This is a genomic window from Streptomyces polyrhachis (assembly GCF_042663125.1).
GTDB lineage: Bacteria > Actinomycetota > Actinomycetes > Streptomycetales > Streptomycetaceae > Streptomyces > Streptomyces polyrhachii.
Genome location: NZ_JBHSZO010000038.1, coordinates 21,563 through 38,652, shown reverse-complemented (window position 1 = coordinate 38,652; position 17,090 = coordinate 21,563). Strand labels below are relative to the sequence as shown.

16 protein-coding genes are annotated in these 17,090 nt (G+C 72.7%); 7 read left to right on the top strand and 9 right to left on the bottom strand.

Annotated features, from left to right (window positions below; genetic code table 11):
- Positions 1-8 precede the first annotated feature (8 nt).
- From ACFQLX_RS21195 to ACFQLX_RS21175, 5 genes are all read right to left on the bottom strand, one after another.
- A complete protein-coding gene (locus ACFQLX_RS21195; protein WP_386417475.1) occupies positions 9-1,550 on the bottom strand; it encodes a DEAD/DEAH box helicase in 1,542 nt (513 codons plus the stop codon).
- 174 nt (positions 1,551-1,724) lie between these two features.
- A complete protein-coding gene (locus ACFQLX_RS21190) occupies positions 1,725-1,928 on the bottom strand; it encodes a cold-shock protein (RefSeq protein ID WP_386417473.1) in 204 nt (67 codons plus the stop codon).
- A 434-nt stretch (positions 1,929-2,362) separates the two neighbouring features.
- On the bottom strand, positions 2,363-2,647 hold the full coding sequence (locus ACFQLX_RS21185; RefSeq protein ID WP_386417471.1) for a hypothetical protein: 285 nt from the start codon (positions 2,645-2,647) through the stop codon (positions 2,363-2,365).
- Positions 2,648-2,845: 198 nt separating this feature from the next.
- Positions 2,846-3,082: a LemA family protein gene (locus tag ACFQLX_RS21180; RefSeq protein ID WP_386417469.1), complete on the bottom strand. Its 237-nt coding sequence runs from the start codon at positions 3,080-3,082 to the stop codon at positions 2,846-2,848.
- Between the two features lie 168 nt (positions 3,083-3,250).
- A complete protein-coding gene (locus ACFQLX_RS21175) occupies positions 3,251-3,673 on the bottom strand; it encodes a YjbQ family protein (protein ID WP_386417467.1) in 423 nt (140 codons plus the stop codon).
- Positions 3,674-3,758: 85 nt separating this feature from the next.
- On the opposite strand from ACFQLX_RS21175, the gene ACFQLX_RS21170 reads away from it, so the two are divergent.
- From ACFQLX_RS21170 to ACFQLX_RS21160, 3 genes are all read left to right on the top strand, one after another.
- A complete protein-coding gene (locus ACFQLX_RS21170; RefSeq protein ID WP_386417466.1) occupies positions 3,759-4,115 on the top strand; it encodes a VOC family protein in 357 nt (118 codons plus the stop codon).
- Positions 4,116-4,117: 2 nt separating this feature from the next.
- Complete coding sequence (locus tag ACFQLX_RS21165) at positions 4,118-4,519, top strand: NUDIX hydrolase (protein ID WP_386417464.1); 402 nt, start codon at positions 4,118-4,120, stop codon at positions 4,517-4,519.
- 127 nt (positions 4,520-4,646) lie between these two features.
- Complete coding sequence (locus ACFQLX_RS21160; RefSeq protein ID WP_386417463.1) at positions 4,647-5,981, top strand: esterase-like activity of phytase family protein; 1,335 nt, start codon at positions 4,647-4,649, stop codon at positions 5,979-5,981.
- An 83-nt stretch (positions 5,982-6,064) separates the two neighbouring features.
- Here ACFQLX_RS21160 and ACFQLX_RS21155 read toward each other — a convergent pair whose 3' ends face one another.
- Together ACFQLX_RS21155 and ACFQLX_RS21150 are read right to left on the bottom strand one after the other, a co-directional pair.
- Entirely contained in the window at positions 6,065-6,580 is a 516-nt protein-coding gene (locus tag ACFQLX_RS21155; RefSeq protein WP_386417461.1) for an O-acetyl-ADP-ribose deacetylase, read from the bottom strand.
- Positions 6,581-6,622: 42 nt separating this feature from the next.
- Positions 6,623-8,440, bottom strand: a complete 1,818-nt coding sequence (locus ACFQLX_RS21150) for an ABC transporter ATP-binding protein (protein ID WP_386417459.1) — start codon at positions 8,438-8,440, stop codon at positions 6,623-6,625.
- A 123-nt stretch (positions 8,441-8,563) separates the two neighbouring features.
- Here ACFQLX_RS21150 and ACFQLX_RS21145 point away from each other — a divergent pair, with 123 nt between their 5' ends.
- The gene (locus tag ACFQLX_RS21145; protein WP_386417457.1) at positions 8,564-9,022 is read left to right on the top strand and encodes a MarR family winged helix-turn-helix transcriptional regulator; all 459 of its coding nucleotides are present in this window, start codon (positions 8,564-8,566) and stop codon (positions 9,020-9,022) included.
- Between the two features lie 7 nt (positions 9,023-9,029).
- Here ACFQLX_RS21145 and ACFQLX_RS21140 read toward each other — a convergent pair whose 3' ends face one another.
- A complete protein-coding gene (locus tag ACFQLX_RS21140) occupies positions 9,030-9,779 on the bottom strand; it encodes a hypothetical protein (protein WP_386417456.1) in 750 nt (249 codons plus the stop codon).
- A 135-nt stretch (positions 9,780-9,914) separates the two neighbouring features.
- Here ACFQLX_RS21140 and ACFQLX_RS21135 point away from each other — a divergent pair, with 135 nt between their 5' ends.
- Together ACFQLX_RS21135 and ACFQLX_RS21130 are read left to right on the top strand one after the other, a co-directional pair.
- Positions 9,915-11,729: an ABC transporter transmembrane domain-containing protein gene (locus ACFQLX_RS21135; protein ID WP_386417455.1), complete on the top strand. Its 1,815-nt coding sequence runs from the start codon at positions 9,915-9,917 to the stop codon at positions 11,727-11,729.
- Positions 11,726-13,552 carry an ABC transporter ATP-binding protein gene (locus tag ACFQLX_RS21130; protein WP_386417454.1) on the top strand — a complete coding sequence of 609 codons (1,827 nt, stop codon included), beginning with the start codon at positions 11,726-11,728 and terminating at the stop codon, positions 13,550-13,552. The genes ACFQLX_RS21135 and ACFQLX_RS21130 overlap by 4 nt, the downstream gene beginning before the upstream one ends.
- 73 nt (positions 13,553-13,625) lie before the next feature.
- Here the strand turns inward: ACFQLX_RS21130 and ACFQLX_RS21125 are convergent, their stop codons facing one another.
- The gene (locus ACFQLX_RS21125; protein ID WP_386417452.1) at positions 13,626-14,420 is read right to left on the bottom strand and encodes a metal-dependent hydrolase; all 795 of its coding nucleotides are present in this window, start codon (positions 14,418-14,420) and stop codon (positions 13,626-13,628) included.
- A gap of 155 nt (positions 14,421-14,575) precedes the next feature.
- Between ACFQLX_RS21125 and ACFQLX_RS21120 the strand changes: the two genes are divergently transcribed.
- On the top strand, positions 14,576-17,089 hold the full coding sequence (locus tag ACFQLX_RS21120; RefSeq protein ID WP_386417451.1) for a DEAD/DEAH box helicase: 2,514 nt from the start codon (positions 14,576-14,578) through the stop codon (positions 17,087-17,089).
- The last annotated feature ends 1 nt before the right edge of the window (position 17,090 follow it).

Genomic DNA, 17,090 nt, shown 5'->3' with positions numbered 1-17,090 from the left:
CCTGCGGATCAGGCGCTGCGCCGCACCCGGGACGCCTTGCGGGCGTCGTCCATCTGGCGCGCCTCCGCACTGCGGCGCGAGCCCCCGCGGCTGCTCTGGCCGGGGCGGCTGCCCATGCCCCGGAAGGGCGCGCCGTTGCCGTTGCCGCTACCGCGCTTGGGGCGCTTGGCGGCCGGGGCGGGCTGGGCAGCGGGCGGGTTCACCACGACGGGGATGTTGGAGGGGGCCTGGGCGCCGGTGATACGGCTCAGCTCGGCCTCGCCGGAGCGTACCTGCGTGATCTGCGGCCGGATCTTCGCGTCCGACATGAGGCGGGTCACCTCACGGCGCTGCTCGGGCAGCACCAGCGTCACGACACTGCCGGACGCGCCGGCGCGGGCCGTACGGCCGCCCCGGTGCAGGTAGTCCTTGTGGTCGCCGGGCGGGTCGACGTTGACGACGAGGTCGAGGTCGTCGACGTGGATACCCCGGGCCGCGACGTTGGTGGCCACCAGCGCCGTGACGTGGCCGGTCTTGAACTGCGCCAGGGTGCGGGTGCGCTGGGGCTGCGACTTGCCGCCGTGCAGGGCCGCCGCCCGTACCCCGCTCTTGAGCAGGTGCTTGGTGAAGCGGTCGACGGCGTGCTTGGTGTCCAGGAACATGATCACGCGCCCGTCGCGGGCGGCGATCTCGGTGGCGGTGGCGACCTTGTCGGCGCCGTGCACCTGCAGCAGGTGGTGCTCCATCGTGACGACCGCGCCGGCCGAGGGGTCGACCGAGTGGACCACCGGGTCGTGGAGGTAGCGGCGGACCAGGCGGTCGATGTTGCGGTCCAGCGTGGCCGAGAACAGCAGGCGCTGCCCGTCGGGGCGTACCTGGTCCAGCAGCTCGGTGACCTGGGGCATGAAGCCCATGTCGGCCATCTGGTCGGCCTCGTCCAGCACGGTGATGCCCACCCGCTCCAGGCTGCAGTGCTTGTTGGCGATGAGGTCCTTGAGCCGGCCCGGAGTGGCGACGACCACCTCGGCGCCGCCGCGCAGCGCGCTGGCCTGCCGGTTGATGGACATGCCGCCGACCACGGTGGCCAGCCGCAGCTTCAGCAACGTGGCGTACGGGGTGAGCGCGTCAGTGACCTGCTGGGCCAGCTCGCGCGTGGGGACCAGGACGAGGGCGAGCGGCTTGCGCGGCTCGGCGCGCTGGCCGGCGATACGGCCGAGGAGCGCCAGGCCGAAGGCGAGCGTCTTGCCCGATCCGGTGCGCCCGCGGCCCAGGACGTCGCGGCCCGCGAGGGAGTTGGGCAGCGTGGCGGCCTGGATGGGGAAGGGCTCGTGCAGGCCGAGGCTGTCGAGCAGCTCCAGCAGTTCGGCCGGCAGGCCCAGCTCGGCGAAGGAGGTGACGGCCGGAAGGGCCGGTGTGAGGGTGGTCGGGGGCGCGAACTCGCCCTGGGGGGCGGCCGCCGGGCGGCGCGCGCCGCTGTTCGAGCCGGCGCCGGAGCGCCTCCTGCCCTGGCCGCCGCTCTGCGGGGCGCCCTGGGAGCGGAAACGATTGTGGGAACGTGCTGAACGGTCCATGGAGAACCTTCCTCGATTGGGCACGCATCGAGGAATTCTCGGCCGAATTAGGCCGAATGAATTGCAAGCACGAGCCGGATATAACATCAGACGAATTCGCCTGACGGGGAAAAACAAGAAGCTGGGGGCCTCACCCGGAGGTGAGGTCCCCAGCTACCCTCGTACGCTGCGACGTCAGGCAGGAGTGATGTTCTCCGCCTGCGGGCCCTTCGGGCCCTGGGTGACGTCGAAGTTCACCTTCTGGCCCTCCTGGAGCTCACGAAAGCCCTGGGTGGCGATGTTCGAGTAGTGGGCGAAGACGTCGGGGCCGCCGCCGTCCTGCTCGATGAAGCCGAAGCCCTTTTCCGCGTTAAACCACTTGACAGTGCCAGTAGCCATGTGCCATATCCCCTTCGGGGCAATACTTTGGAGATCACACCGTGTGAACCCCTGCGTTGTCATATGAACCCCGTCCGGATGAGCACCGGAGACACGAAAACGCCTGACAGCATACAGCTGCCAAGGCGCTTGAAGTTTCGGGAACCACAACTGCAACTTACGTCTAGTTTAGCACAGGCCCACCCTCGCGCAATTTTCCACCCGGCGCGGCGCGTCTGTTTTCCGTGCGCTCGGTGCGCTCGGCCCGGTCAGCGCGGCTTCGATCCCGCTGCCGAAGACGGCCGGACGTGGCGACCTTCCGGCCCCGCGGCTCGCACCGGCTCCGCGGAACGGATCGTGCGGGTGCCCCGCGAGACTCTCAGCCGCACCCGGGCGCCCGTCGCGATGCCCTGCGAGGCCGCGGGCGGCGAGCAGCGGGCGGCGCCAGGCGGTGGTCAGGTCCGTGTTCCCCTCGTCCAGGGCCAGGAACCGAGCCGCCCCCTGTCCTTGCGCGGCTCCATCCGCGCCAGGAACGCCGCGAGCAGCGTCCAGCGGTTGACCCTGCCGGCCACCGCAAGGCCGAGCAGCACACTGCCCACCCAGCCGGCGCTCAGCACCAGCCCCGGCTGACACATCGAGCCGCCGCCGTGCGGGGCGATCACGACCGCCCAGCCGGGCTGCCGCGGCCTGCTCGTCGAGGCGCCGAAGCCGGGGCGCAGTCGCGGGTAGCGGATCCGCACCGGGCGCCAGGTCCCTCCGTACGAGGACCGCACGCGCCGCCGGTCTCCGGAGTCGAAGCCCCGGAGCCGGCGGGTCAGGCTGGTGACGCCGGGCGTGGGCGCACCGCCGCTCGCCGTGCGGGTGGCGGTGCGGTCCAGTACCCGCTGCTCGTAGGCAACCAGCCCCGGCGCCGCCCCGGTGGAGCTGTTCGGTGAGCGTCACGCGCACCTCACCTGGACGGCCTCGTGCGCGGCGGCGACCGCCTCGAAGGTGCCGCGCTCGTGAGCGGCGTGGCCGCGCGCCCCCTCGACGAGATTCGCTATCAGCCCGTGCCGCCGCTTCAACTGCACGTCGATCCGCGCCCGCGAAGCCTGCGTCTGGTTCCGCAGCCGAACGAGCCGGTCGCAGGTCCGGACGACCCGCCACCCGGATCCGGCAACGATCGCACCCACCATGACACCCGCGGTGTCGCCCCACCAGAGACCCTGGAAGATCCGACCCCCTGGTCGGTCGACGTGATCATATTCGGGCGCCGAGGCCCGTACGGCCCGGGCGCCCGCCCATGGGATTGCGCGTGCCCGCGTCCGTGACCTGGGACGAAGCGGCCATCGGGCCGCGGTCCGCTAGCAGAGGAAGCTCAGGCGGACCTGTCGGTGGGGGTTGTCCGTGTTCGTGTCCACCAGGCAGATCGACTGCCATGTGCCCAGGGCCGGCTTTCCGCCGATGACCGGGAGTGTGGCGTACGGCGGGACGAGGGCCGGGAGGACGTGGTCGCGGCCGTGGCCCGGGGTGCCGTGGCGGTGGCGCCAGCGGTCGTCGGCGGGGAGGAGGTCGCGCAGGGCGGCCAGCAGGTCGTCGTCGCTGCCCGCGCCGGTCTCGATGACGGCGATGCCGGCCGTCGCGTGGGGGACGAAGACGTTGAGCAGGCCGTCGCGGCCCGGTGCCGCCCCGGTCAGGAACGCCTCGATGTCGCGGGTGAGGTCGACCACCCGCTCGCGGGAGCCGGTGGCCAGCCGCAGGACTGTGCTCGTGAATCGGTCGGTCATGGCGCCATCCTCGTACGGGCCGCGCGCCCCGGCCCGGTGGCGGCCCGAACCGCTCGCCGGGCGGGCAGCCCCTAAGCTCGGGGACATGCCCGCACGTTTCAAGGATCTCGCCCTCGACGCCCGCGACCACCAGCTGCTCGCCGACTGGTGGTGCCGGGCGATCGGTTACGTCCGCCGCGGCGCCGGTGCCGGTGAGGAGCGGCCGGCCGACTGGCCGGTCCCGATCGTCGATCCGGCCGGCCGCGGACCGCTGATCTGGCTCAACGCGGTGCCGGAGGCCAAGTCGGTGAAGAACCGGATGCACCTGGACGTCGTCGGCGACACCGCCGAACTCCTCGCCCTGGGCGCCACCGTGGTGCGCCGCCGCGACGAGGGGATCGAGTGGGACATCCTCGCCGACCCCGAGGGCAACGAGTTCTGCGTCTTCGCACCGCAGGACTGAGCGTGGGGAAGCTGATCGACACCGTCGCCTGGATCCACCTCGCCGACGGGCGGGTGCTGGGTGCCCGTTCGCGCGGGGAGGAGCTGTTCTACATCCCCGGCGGCAAGCGGCACGACGGCGAGAGCGACCGCGAGACGCTGCTGCGGGAGGTCGAGGAGGAGCTGACCGTGCGCCTTCTCCCGCAGTCCGTACGGCACTTCCAAACGTACGAGGCCGCCCTGCACCGCCCCGGCGACGACCGGACCGTCCGCATGGCGTGCTACACGGCGGAGTTCACCGGCACCCTCGCCGCCAGCAGCGAGATCGAGGAGCTGGCCTGGCTGTCGTACGCGGACCGGGAGCGCACGCCGCCCGTGGACCGGCTGGCCTTCGACGACCTGCGGGCGGCGGGGATGCTGCGTTAGCCGCACCGTGGCCCGTTGTTCATCTGGATGCGAACCGGGGTTCGACAGGTCCGTCGAACGTGGAGCGGCGCGCGGTCGAATGATCGCGTATCGCGCTCTTTGACGGATCTTTTGACGGAGGCTCCGCATGTCCCGGTTCCGCTCGGCCCGCCGCCCGCTGGCGATCGCCCTTCCCCTCGCCGTGGTGGCGGGCATCGCCGTGGCCGGACAGGCCATGGGTGAGCCCGAGGCCGAGGGCGGTGCCCGGGTCACCGGTTCCGCCACGCTGCCCGACCTGCCGCTGGCGGAGTTCAGCAACGGGCTGCTCGCCGGGACGGTGGCGGACGACCGGGGCGTCGACCTCGGCGGCATCGGCAGCGACATCTTCCCCACGGGCACGGCGGGCGAGTTCTGGACGGTGACCGACCGCGGCCCCAACGGGCAGATCAAGGTGGACGGCGCCAAGCGCCGCACCTTCCCCGTGCCCGGCTTCGACCCGGCGATCGTCAGGATCCGCGTGGCGGGCGACCGCATCGAGGTGGTCGACTCGATCCCGCTGACCACCCGCTCGGGCAAGGCCGTCACCGGTCTGCCCAACCAGGCGTCGCGCGACGAGGCCCCGTACGACTACAGCGCCTCCACCCCGCTGGAGTTCGACCCCAACGGCCTGGACACCGAGGGCATCGTCCGGGCGGCCGACGGCACCTTCTGGCTGGCCGACGAGTACGGGCCCTCGCTGGTCCACGTCGCCGCCGACGGGGAGATCCTCACCCGCTACGTCCCCAAGGGGCTGGCGCTGACCGGCGCCGACTACCCGGTGGTCGAGGTGCTGCCCGAGATCCTGCTCAAGCGGAAGGTCAACCGCGGCTTCGAGGGCCTGGCGCAGCTGCCCGGCGGCGATCTGGTGCTGGCCGTGCAGAGCCCGCTGTCCAACCCGGACAAGAGCACCGGCGACCCCTCGCGCAACACCCGCCTCATCCGCTTCAACCCCAGGTCGGGCGCCGTCACCGCGGAGTACGTCTACCGCTTCGAGCCGGTCGGGGTCGTCGAGCCGGGCCAGACCGACACCGCCGAGCTGAAGCTCTCCTCGCTGGTCGCCATCGGCAGCAAGCAGCTGCTGGTGCAGGAGCGTACGGACAAGGGCGCGCGCCTGTACAAGGTGAAGCTCGACGCCTCGGCGAACGTCCTGGGCTCCGCCTGGGACTCCGCGGCGACCAGCCCCTCGCTCGAGAAGCTGGACAACCCGGCGGGCGCGGGCGTCCCGGTGCTGGCCAAGAAGCTCGTGGTCGACCTCAACACCCTCCCCGCCGTCCCCGGCAAGATCGAGGGTGTGGCCGTCACCGGGCCGAGCACGATCGTGGTCATCAACGACAACGACTTCGGCATGACGGACGGCACCGGTGCCTTCGACGCGGCCGGCCGCCTGGTGGACAGCGGCATCGAGACGAAGGTGGTCACGATCGAGCTGGGCGAGTCGCTGTAGCACCTCGCCGTGAAGCCGCCCCTTTCCGGCTGCCGGGAGGGGCGGCTTCGTGCTGTCCGGGTCAGCGGGCCGGGCGGGCGCCCTTATCCGAGCGCCGCCTCGAAGGCTTCGTACGCGCGGGCGTCGAAGAGTACGAAGCGGATCTCCTCGAACGGGCCGTGCGCCGCCGCCTCCCGCACCGCGGCCACCGCGATACGCGCGGCGTCGTCCATCGGCCACCCGTACACCCCGGTGGAGACGGCCGGGAAGGCGACCGTCCGTGCTCCCAGCTCGCCGGCGACCTTCAGGGACTCGCGGTAGCAGGAGGCCAGCAGGGACGGGTCGCAGGCGGCCGCCTGGTAGACCGGGCCGACCGTGTGGATCACCCAGCGGGCCGGGAGCAGGCCGGCCGTGGTGGCCACCGCGCGGCCGGTGGGCAGGCCCTTGCCGTAGTGGGAGGCGCGCAGGGCGCGGCACTCCGCGAGGATCTCCGCGCCGCCCCTGCGGTGGATCGCGCCGTCGACTCCCCCGCCGCCCAGAAGTGAGGAGTTGGCGGCGTTGACCACCGCGTCGACCTGCTGTGCGGTGATGTCGCCCTGGACGAGGGTGATGGCGGTCATGGCGTCACCGTAGCGGCGCCCCGTCCGGCGCATCGAGCGGGTTTACGCGACCGCTACCGGCTCTCCGGTCGTCGCGTCGCGGCGGACCAGCGCCGCGTAGTGGCCGTCCGCCGCGAGCAGTTCCCCGTGGGTGCCCAGTTCGACGACCCGGCCGGCGTCCAGGACGGCGATCTGGTCGGCGTCGCGGACGGTGGAGAGCCGGTGCGCGATGGTGATCGTCGTACGTCCGGCGGAGAGGGCCTCCACCGCTTGCTGCACGGCCCGTTCCGTGCGGGTGTCCAGGGCGCTGGTGGCCTCGTCGAGGATGAGCACCGGCGGGTCGCGCAGGATCGTACGGGCCAGGGCCAGGCGCTGCTTCTCGCCGCCGGAGAAGCGGTAGCCGCGTTCGCCCACCAGGGTGTCGTAGCCCTGCGGGAGGGCGGCGATGTGGTCGTGGATCTGCGCGGCGCGGGCGGCGGCCTCCAACTCGGCGTCGGTGGCGTCCGGTTTGGCGAAGCGCAGGTTGTCGGCGACGGAGGAGTGGAAGAGGTAGGTCTCCTGGGAGACGACGCCCACCGCGTCCGCCAGGGTGTCGAAGGCGAGGTCGCGGACGTCCACACCGTCGAGGGTGAGGCGGCCGGCGGTGACGTCGTACAGGCGCGGCACCAGGTAGCTGAGGGTCGTCTTGCCCGAGCCGGTGGTGCCCACGACCGCGAGGCTGCTGCCGGCGGGGACGGTGAGGTCGACGCCGCTGAGGGTGTCGGTGGCCGCGTCCGCCTCGTAGCGGAAGTCGACGGACTCCAGGCGCACCTCGCCCCGGACGCGCTCCAGGGGGACGGGCTCGGCCGGTTCGGTGAGGTCGATCGGCAGGTCGAGGTACTCGAAGATCCGCTGGAAGAGCGCGAGGGACGCCTGGACCTGCACGCCGGTGGCGAGCAGGCTGACGGCCGGGCGGAAGAGGCCCTGCTGGAGGGAGACGAAGGCGACGACCGTGCCGAGGGAGATGGCGGCGCCGCCGCCTGCCATGGCCAGGCCCGCGGCCCAGTAGATGACGGCCGGCATCGCGGCCATCACCACGCCGATGACGGCCATCCGCCAGCGGCCGGCCATGCTGGCGCCGATCTCCAGGCCGGCCAGCCGCTCGGACTCCTGCGCGAAGTCGCGGGTGAGGGAGCCGGCGCGGCCCATGGTGCGGCCCAGGAGGATGCCGCTGACGCTGAGGGACTCGGTGACCTGGGCGGCCATCGCGGCCATCTGCTTCTGGCGCTGGGAGGTGATCCTCTTGCGCTCGCGGCCGACCTTGCGGCTGATCCAGACGAAGAGCGGCAGGAGCAGCAGGGAGACCACCGTCAGCCGCCAGTCGAGGGCGAGCATGGCGACGACCGTGGCGATCACGCTGGTGGCGTTGGAGACGAGGGAGGTCGCGGTGGAGGTGACGGTGGCCTGCATGCCGCCGATGTCGCCCGCGATACGGGACTGGACCTCGCCGGTGCGGGTGCGGGTGAAGAACGCCAGGGGCATCCGCTGGAGGCGGTCGTAGACGCCGGTGCGCAGGTCGTGCATGACGCGCTGGCCGACGGTGGTGGAGATCAGCGTCTGCAGGACGCCGAAGACGCCGCTGAGCACGGCGACGGCGATCATGCCGGCGGCGAGGAGGGCGAGCAGGCCCGTACGGCCCTGGGGGATCGCGGTGTCGAGCACCTCGCGCAGCAGGAACGGGGAGGCCACGGAGACCAGGGAGGACGCCGCCACCAGCAGGGCGACGAGCGTCAGGCGCGCGCGGTAGGGACGGAAGAGGCGCAGGATCCGGCGGACCTGGGCGGGCTTGTCGGGGTCGGGGGGCGGGGGTGTCCACTCGGGGGTGGCGTGCGGGTGCTGCATGGGCCTCCTAGGGGCTGGGGCCGGCGGTGGTCGCCGGCGGACCGGGGACGGCGCGGTCGGCTTAGAGCATAGCTCATTGTTACCTATGCTCACAATGAGCTTGATCCTGATAGGCTCGGCCGTATGCCCTCCCCCGAATCCCCCGAATCCTCCGGTCGGCTCGCGGAGCAGCTGCTGCTCCTGACCCGCCGGCTGCACCACGCGCAGAAGCACGCCTTCCGCCCGCTGGGGCTCACGCCCGCCCAGTCGCGTCTCCTGCGTACCGTCGGAGCGCATGCGCAGCGCGGCTCCGCCCCGCGGATGGCCGATCTGGCACGGCAGTTGGAGGTGGTGCCCCGCGCGGTGACGAGCCTGGTGGACGCCCTGGAGGAGCGCGGCGCGGTGCGGCGCGCGCAGGACCCGGCGAACAGGCGCGTGGTGCTGATCGAGCTGACGGACGACGGCCGGGCGCTGCTGGGGAAGCTGCGCCGGGCCCGGCAGTCCGCCGCCGAGGGCATCCTCGAACCGCTGGGCGCCGAGCAGCGCGAGGAGCTGGGCGGGCTGCTCTCGGCCCTGCTGGAGCAGGGCGAGGGCGGCTGCTGAGCGGACCTCAGTCCTGAGGGGAGCCCTGGGGGCCGTCCTGGGCGAGCGCCGCCCTGTCGCCCATGACGATCACGGGATGCCGGTCGGGGTCCAGGGTGCGCAGCAGGGTGCGCATCCCCTCCTTCGGGAGGCTGACGCAGGCGGACGTACCGCTGCCGTGGTCCAGGTGCAGCCAGATGCCGCCGCCCTTGGAGCCGCCGCGCGGGCGGGTGGGGTCGAGCGGGGAGGTGCCGGTCAGGCGGTTGTAGTCGATGGCGATGACCAGGTCGAAGTCGTGGCGGTAGTTCGGTTTCCAGTAGCTGGGCGCGGTGAAGGCCGCCGAGCGCGTGTAGGGCAGCCGGACGCCGGGGGCGGGGAGGACACCGCCGGCGTCGGAGAGCGTGAAGACGCCTATGGGGCTGCGCTTGTCGCCCTCGTGGTGGTCGGGGGTCCAGCCCCTGCGGCCGTTGTGGGCCGGCCAGGACGCCTCGCGGTGCCAGCGGTCGCCGCGGCGGGTGTAGAGGGCGGCGAGGGAGTCCGCGGAGTCGCGGCCCCGTCCGTAGACCGCGACGACCTGGCGGCTGTCCGCCGGGATCCTCGCCCGCAGGGCGGCTCCTATGCCGGGGATGCGGGCGGTGTCCCGCTCGGGGTGCGCGTCGGCGGCCGGGGCGCTCGCGCGGTGGCCGCCTGCCGTACCGGCGTCGTGCGCGGCGGCCGAGCAGCCTGCCAGTGCGACCGACGTCAGTACGAGTCCGACTGTCGCCGTTCGAATCCGCATGCGTCCATCCTCGCACTGGGGCCGCGCAGGGGGGACCGGCGGCCCGAAAAGCAGTTGAATCGCGAAATCGAACCCGCGAAGGTTGCACAGTCACCCACTCCCTGCCCTTTCCGCACATCCGACGTTTGGGATGCCATGCGCCTGCGCGAACTTCCGTTTCCGGACCCCGGCGATCCCGACGTCCGCTCCGGGCTGCGATTCCTGGTCTGGCTGGGGCGCCGGCAGCTGGGCGGGCAGATCGCCTCGCTGCTGTGGGGCCTGGTCTGGATGCTGCCGATCGGCTTCATGCCGATCCCGCTGGGCATGGCCGTCCAGGCCGTCATCGACCGCGACAGCGGACGGCTGATGTGGGCGGGGGTGCTGCTGCTGGGGCTGGGGGTACTGCTGGCGCTGGGCGACAGCATGATCCACCGGGCGGCGGTCACCAACTGGATCTCCTCCGCCGTACGCATCCAGCAACTGCTCGCCCGCAAGGCCGCCGAGCTGGGCTCGGTGCTGACACGGCGGGTCGCGGCCGGCGAGGTCGTCGCGGTCTCCACCGGGGACGTGGAGAAGATCGCCTGGTTCGTGGAGGCGTTCTCGCGCTGTACGGCGGCGTTCGTGACCGCCTTCGCGGTGGTGGGGGCCATCGTGCTCTACTCCCCCGAGCTGGGCCTGCTGGTCGCACTCGCCCTGCCGGTGGTGGCGCTCGCGCCGCTGCCGCTGCTGCCGCGCGCCACCAAACGCGCGGACGAGCAGCGGGAGAAGGCCGGAAAGGCCACCGAGCTGGCCTCGGACACGGTGGCCGGGCTGCGGGTGCTGCGCGGGATCGGCGGCGAGGAACTGTTCCTCGAGCGCTACCGCAGCGCCTCGCAGGAGGTCCGCCGTGCCGCGGTGCGCAGCGCCCGGATGTGGGCGCTGATCTCGGCGGCGCAGGTCGTGCTGCCGGGGCTGCTGCTGATCGGCGTGGTCTGGCACGGGGCCTCGCTCGCCCGCGCCGGGACGATCTCCGTGGGCGAACTGGTCACGGTCTACGGCGGGGTGAGTTTCCTGCTCTTCCCGCTGCGGCACTTCAGCGAGATCGCGATGGCCTACTCCTTCTCGAAGCCGTCCGCCGCCCGGGCGGCCCGGGTGCTGGCGCTCTCGCGGAGTTCGGAAGGGGTGGCCGGTGCTGCGGGCTCTGCGGGTGCTGCGGGCTCTGCGGTCGACGGCTCCGCGAGCGGCGATCTGACCGATCCGGGCAGCGGGCTGCTGGCTCCCGCCGGGATGCTGACCGCCGTGGTCTGCGGCGACCCGGACGAGGCCGGGCGGATGGCCGACCGGCTGGGCGGGCATCCACCGGAGCCGGACGGCCGGCCGTCGGCCGAGCTGGGCGGGGTGGCGCTGGACGGGCTGACGCTGGCGCAGGCACGGCGGCTGGTGCTCGTACAGGACAAGGATCCGGTGCTGCTCTCCGGCACGCTGGCCGAGCTGCTCGACGTGCCCTCCTCCGGGGCGGTCGGCGCGAAGGAGGCGCTGGAGGCGGCGCAGTGCGGGGACGTGCTGGCGGCGCTGGCGCAGGCCTCGGTGGACGACTCCGGCGATCCGATGCGTACCCGGATCACGGAACGGGGGCGCTCGCTCTCGGGCGGCCAGCGCCAGCGGCTGGCGCTGGCGCGCTCGCTGGTGGCGGACCCGCAGGTGCTCGTCCTGGACGAGCCGACCAGCGCCGTGGACTCCCACACCGAGGCGCGGATCGCGACCGGGCTGCGGGAGGTGCGCCAGGGGCGTACGACCGTGGTGTTCAGCTCCAGTCCGCTGCTGCTGGACCGCGCCGACCGGGTGGTGTTCGTCGCCGGCGGCGAGGTGGCCGCGGTGGGGCGCCACCGCGAACTGCTGCGCGGCCACCCGCACTACCGGGCCGTGGTGACCCGCGAGGCCGAGGACGCGAACGCCGCCGCCGAGCCGGTGGAGAGGGAGGAGTCCGCATGATCGGCATGACACCGCCCGGCTACGATCCGGCCGTGCCGCGGACGGCCACGACCCTGCCGGTGGGCTCGCCCACGACCGTGCGGGACTACGTACGGGAGCTGCTGCGCCGCCACCGGCGGGCGTTCGTGCTGCTGGTGGCGGTCAACGCGGTGGCCGTGACCGCCTCGATGGCCGGGCCCTACCTGCTGGGCGCACTGGTCGAGGACCTCTCGCGAGGGGCGAAGGACCTGCGGCTGGGGCCGGTCATCGGCCTGTTCGCGGTGGCGCTCGCCGTGCAGGCCGTGTTCGTACGGCTGGTGCGGCTGCGCGGCGCGATGCTCGGCGAGCGGATGCTGGCCGATCTGCGCGAGGACTTCCTCGTGCGGTCCGTCGGGCTGCCGCCCGGGGTGCTGGAGCGGGCCGGGACCGGCGATCTGCTCTCGCGGATCACCACGGACATCGACCGGCTGGCCAACGCGATGCGCGAGGCCGTGCCGCAGCTGTCCATCGGCGTGGTGTGGGTCGCGCTGCTGCTCGGCGCGATCACGGTGACCGCGCCGCCGCTGGCGGTGGCGGTGCTGCTCGCGGCGCCCGTACTGCTGGCGGGCTGCCGCTGGTACTTCCGCCGGGCGCCGCAGGCGTACCGCTCGGAGGCCGCGGGCTACGCCGCGGTCGCGGCGGCGCTCACCGAGACGGTGGACGCCGGGCGGACCGTGGAGGCGCACCGGCTGGGCGGGGAGCGGGTGGCGCTCTCCGACACCCGGATCCGCCAGTGGGTGGCCTGGGAGCGCTACACCCTCTATCTGCGGTGCATGTTCTTCCCGGTCTTCAACGCCACCCACGTCGTGATCCTCGGCGGGGTGCTGATGCTCGGCGGCTGGTTCGTCTTCGAGGGCTGGATCACGGTGGGGCAGCTGACCACCGGCTCGCTGCTGTCGATGATACTCACCGAGCCCATCGGGATGATCCTGCGCTGGTACGACGAACTCCAGGTCGCCCAGGTGTCGTTGGCGCGGCTGGTGGGTGTCCGGGAGATCGGCGGGGACGCGGGCGACGACGGGCTCGACCCGGCCGGGCGCACCGTCCACGCCGACCGGGTGCGCTTCGGCTACCGCGCCGGCTCCGACGTGCTGCACGGGGTCTCGCTGGAGGTGCCGCCCGGCACCCGCGTGGCACTGGTCGGCCCCTCGGGAGCCGGCAAGTCGACGCTCGGGCGGCTGCTCGCCGGGATCTACGCGCCGCGCCGGGGGGAAGTGACCCTGGGCGGCGCCCAGTTGGCGCGGATGCCGGCGGAGCGGGTGCGCGAGCATGTGGCGCTGGTCAACCAGGAGCACCACGTCTTCGTCGGCTCCCTGCGCGACAACCTGCGCCTGGCCCGCGGCGGCGCCTCCGACACCGAGCTGTGGGCCGCGCTGGCGGCTGTCGACGCGGCACAGTGGGCGCACGCCCTGCCGGAGGGCCTGGACACGGAGGTCGGCTCCGGCGGCGCCGTGCTGACCCCGGCGCAGGCCCAGCAGACGGCGCTGGCCCGGCTGGTGCTGGCGGATCCGCACACGCTGGTGCTGGACGAGGCCACCTCGCTGCTCGACCCCCGGGCGGCCCGGCATCTGGAGCGCTCGCTGGCCCGGGTGCTGGACGGCCGCACGGTGGTGGCCATCGCCCACCGGCTGCACACGGCCCACGACGCGGACGTGATCGCGGTGGTGGAGGACGGCCGTATCAGCGAGATCGGCAGCCACACCGAACTCGTCGCCGCCGACGGCCCCTACGCGGCGCTCTGGCGCTCCTGGCACGGCGACGCGGGCACCGCCACCCCGGTGCGCGCTCCGGCCGCCGAGGGCTGAACTCCGCGGCGGGGGCGGCGGGTCGGGCGTCCCCGCCGCCACCGGAAGTCAGGCCCGGCAGGGACGGTCGGCCTCAGCCCAGTATGCCCAGCGCGGCGAGCCCACCCGCCGCGCCCGCCACGGCGAACACCGGCATCAGCACCTTCAGCTCCACCCAGCTCCCCGCGCGAAAGCGCATGAACTCGGGCGGCCCCAGCGGATACCACCGCCGGCGCCCCAGCGGGATCGGCCAGAGGATCGGGCAGCCGGAGACCGTGAGCGCGTCGCCTATGCAGTGCACGATCGAGCCCAGCACGATCGGCAGCCCCAGCCACAGGTACTCCTGGCCGGGGGCGGTGAACAGCCAGTCCGAGCCGTTGCCCGGCTTGTCCAGCACGCCGGCGAGGATCCACGCACTCGTCGCGCCCAACAGCCACACCAGGACGTCGCTGGACATCCGCGCCGCCTTCCACAGCAGCCCCTCGATCGCCAGCACCATGTGGACGAAGAGGATCGCGACGACGGCCCACCGCCCACCGAGCACCGCGAGCGCGGAGAATCCGGCGCCGACCAGGACCGCCCAGAGCCAGGTGTGGGTGAGGGTGCGGTGGCCGCCGGAGCGGCGCGGGTCACCGGGTTTGCGCGTCGACTTGTACGCGGCGTAGGAGAGCTTGTCGATGATCTCGCAGAGCCCTCGTGAGAGCGGCCCGAAGGCCCGGGAGATCGTCGCGGACTTGTGGTCGAGATCCGGCGCCAGCGCCGCACCGGCGCAGATCAGCGCCCCGACCGCGAGCACCGGCCACGGCATCTCGTAACCGGCCGCCGTCAGCGCGGCGCCCAGCCCCAACCAGGCCGCCGCCCCCGACAGCGAATGCGCTGGACCCATCATGCGACGTCCCCCACCCCTCGTGGTTCCACTCTCGGCGGCCCTACCGGCCCTCAGCAGCCCGCACCGGCTCAGCACCGGCGCGCCACAATAGCGCGGGCGATCTTCGCGTGGACCCGCGGTCCCCCAACCCCGCCGAAGGAGGGCAGTATGGGGGCGTGACCCTTATCGATCAGCTGCCGAGCACCGCCGACCCCGACGCCCTCTTCGAAGCCTTCGCGGGCTGGACCGAGGAGCGGGGCATCTCCCTCTACCCCGCGCAGGAGGAGGCGCTGATCGAGGTGGTGTCGGGGGCCAACGTCATCCTCGCCACTCCCACCGGCTCGGGCAAGAGCCTGGTGGCGGCGGGCGCGCACTTCGCCGCGCTCGCCAACGACCAGGTGACCTTCTACACCGCTCCCATCAAGGCACTGGTCTCGGAGAAGTTCTTCGAGCTGTGCAAGATGTTCGGCACGGAGAACGTCGGGATGCTGACGGGTGACGCCTCCGTCAACGCCGACGCCCCCGTCATCTGCTGCACCGCCGAGGTACTCGCCTCCATCGCGCTGCGGGACGGCCGGAACGCCGACATCGGCCAGGTCGTGATGGACGAGTTCCACTTCTACGCCGAGGCGGACCGCGGCTGGGCCTGGCAGATCCCCCTGCTGGAGCTGCCGCAGGCGCAGTTCGTGCTGATGTCGGCGACCCTCGGCGACGTCGCCCGCTTCGAGGAGGACCTGACCCGGCGTACGGGCCGTCCCACCGCGGTGGTGCGCTCCGCGACGCGCCCCGTGCCGCTGTCCTACGAGTACCGGACCACCCCCCTCACCGAGACGCTCACCGAGCTCCTCGACATCCGCCAGGCGCCCGTCTACATCGTGCACTTCACGCAGGCGCAGGCCGTGGAGCGGGCGCAGGCGCTGATGAGCATCAACATGTGCACCAAGGAGGAGAAGGCGAAGATCGCCGAGCTGATCGGCAACTTCCGCTTCACCACCGGCTTCGGCCGCCACCTCTCGCGCTTCGTGCGCCACGGCATCGGGGTCCACCACGCCGGGATGCTGCCCAAGTACCGCCGCCTGGTGGAGAAGCTGGCACAGGCGGGGCTGCTGAAGGTCATCTGCGGCACCGACACCCTGGGGGTGGGCGTCAACGTCCCCATCCGCACGGTGCTGTTCACTGCGCTGACGAAGTACGACGGCACCCGGGTGCGTACGCTGCGGGCCCGCGAGTTCCACCAGATCGCCGGGCGGGCCGGGCGGGCCGGCTTCGACACGGCGGGCCTGGTGGTGGCGCAGGCGCCCGAGCACGTCGTGGAGAACGAGAAGGCCCTCGCCAAGGCGGGCGACGATCCCAAGAAGCGCCGCAAGGTGGTCCGCAAGAAGGCGCCGGAGGGCTTCGTCAACTGGAGCGAGGACACCTTCGACAAGCTCATCGCCTCCGATCCGGAGCCGCTGACCTCCCGCTTCCGGGTCACGCACGCGATGCTCCTGTCCGTCATCGCCCGTCCCGGCAACGCCTTCGAGGCCATGCGCAGGCTGCTGGAGGACAACCACGAGTCGCGCCGCAACCAGCTGCGCCACATCCGCCGCGCCATCGCCATCTACCGCTCGCTGCTGGCCGGCGGGGTGGTGGAGCAGCTCGCCGAGCCCGACGCGCAGGGGCGCATCGCCCGGCTGACCGTGGACCTGCAGCAGGACTTCGCCCTCAACCAGCCCCTGTCCACCTTCGCGCTGGCCGCCTTCGACCTGCTGGACCCCGAGTCGCCCTCCTACGCGCTGGACATGGTCTCGGTCGTGGAGTCCACCCTGGACGACCCCCGGCAGATCCTGCACGCGCAGCAGAACAAGGCCAAGGGCGAGGCCGTCGCGCAGATGAAGGCCGACGGGGTGGAGTACGAGGAGCGGATGGAGCGGCTGATGGACGTCAGCTACCCCAAGCCGCTGGAGGAGCTGCTCTCCCACGCCTACGACGTCTACCGCCGCTCGCACCCCTGGGTCGGCGACCACCCCCTCTCCCCCAAGTCCGTCATCCGCGACATGTACGAACGGGCGATGACCTTCAGCGAGTTCGTCTCCTTCTACGAGCTGGCCCGCACCGAGGGCATCGTGCTGCGCTACATCGCCGGCGCCTACAAGGCCCTGCAGCACACGGTCCCGGACGACCTGAAGTCCGAGGACTTCCAGGACCTCGTGGAGTGGCTGGGCGAGATGGTCCGCCAGGTCGACTCCAGCCTGCTGGACGAGTGGGAGCAGCTCGCCAACCCGGAGGAGGAGTCCGCCCAGGAGGCGCTGGAGCACGCCGACGAGGTCAAGCCCGTCACCACCAACGCGCGCGCCTTCCGCGTGCTGGTACGCAACGCCCTCTTCCGCCGGGTCGAGCTGGCCGCCCTGGACAACGTGGCGGAACTGGGCGCCCTGGACGGGGAGTCCGGCTGGGACGCCGACCGGTGGGGCGAGGCCCTGGACGCCTACTGGGACGAGTACGAGGACCTCGGCACCGGCCCCGACGCACGCGGGCCCAAGCTGCTGCAGATCGAGCAGGACCCGGCGCACGGCCTGTGGCGGGTCCGGCAGACCTTCGACGACCCCAGGGACGACCACGACTGGGGCATCACCGCCGAGGTGGACCTGGCCGCCTCCGACGCCGAGGGCCGCGCCGTGGTCCGGGTGACGGACGTGGGCCAGCTCTGAG

Bases quoted from the DNA above. Each gene is read 5' to 3' on its own strand.
- ACFQLX_RS21160 (WP_386417463.1), top strand. From the start codon at position 4,647: ATGTCCCGGTTCCGCTCGGCCCGCCGCCCGCTGGCGATCGCCCTTCCC.
- ACFQLX_RS21150 (WP_386417459.1), bottom strand. From the start codon at position 8,440: ATGCAGCACCCGCACGCCACCCCCGAGTGGACACCCCCGCCCCCCGAC.
- ACFQLX_RS21145 (WP_386417457.1), top strand. From the start codon at position 8,564: ATGCCCTCCCCCGAATCCCCCGAATCCTCCGGTCGGCTCGCGGAGCAG.
- ACFQLX_RS21170 (WP_386417466.1), top strand. From the start codon at position 3,759: ATGCCCGCACGTTTCAAGGATCTCGCCCTCGACGCCCGCGACCACCAG.
- ACFQLX_RS21140 (WP_386417456.1), bottom strand. From the start codon at position 9,779: ATGCGGATTCGAACGGCGACAGTCGGACTCGTACTGACGTCGGTCGCA.
- ACFQLX_RS21195 (WP_386417475.1), bottom strand. From the start codon at position 1,550: ATGGACCGTTCAGCACGTTCCCACAATCGTTTCCGCTCCCAGGGCGCC.
- ACFQLX_RS21130 (WP_386417454.1), top strand. From the start codon at position 11,726: ATGATCGGCATGACACCGCCCGGCTACGATCCGGCCGTGCCGCGGACG.
- ACFQLX_RS21155 (WP_386417461.1), bottom strand. From the start codon at position 6,580: ATGACCGCCATCACCCTCGTCCAGGGCGACATCACCGCACAGCAGGTC.
- ACFQLX_RS21180 (WP_386417469.1), bottom strand. From the start codon at position 3,082: ATGGTGGGTGCGATCGTTGCCGGATCCGGGTGGCGGGTCGTCCGGACC.
- ACFQLX_RS21125 (WP_386417452.1), bottom strand. From the start codon at position 14,420: ATGATGGGTCCAGCGCATTCGCTGTCGGGGGCGGCGGCCTGGTTGGGG.
- ACFQLX_RS21135 (WP_386417455.1), top strand. From the start codon at position 9,915: ATGCGCCTGCGCGAACTTCCGTTTCCGGACCCCGGCGATCCCGACGTC.
- ACFQLX_RS21175 (WP_386417467.1), bottom strand. From the start codon at position 3,673: ATGACCGACCGATTCACGAGCACAGTCCTGCGGCTGGCCACCGGCTCC.
- ACFQLX_RS21190 (WP_386417473.1), bottom strand. From the start codon at position 1,928: ATGGCTACTGGCACTGTCAAGTGGTTTAACGCGGAAAAGGGCTTCGGC.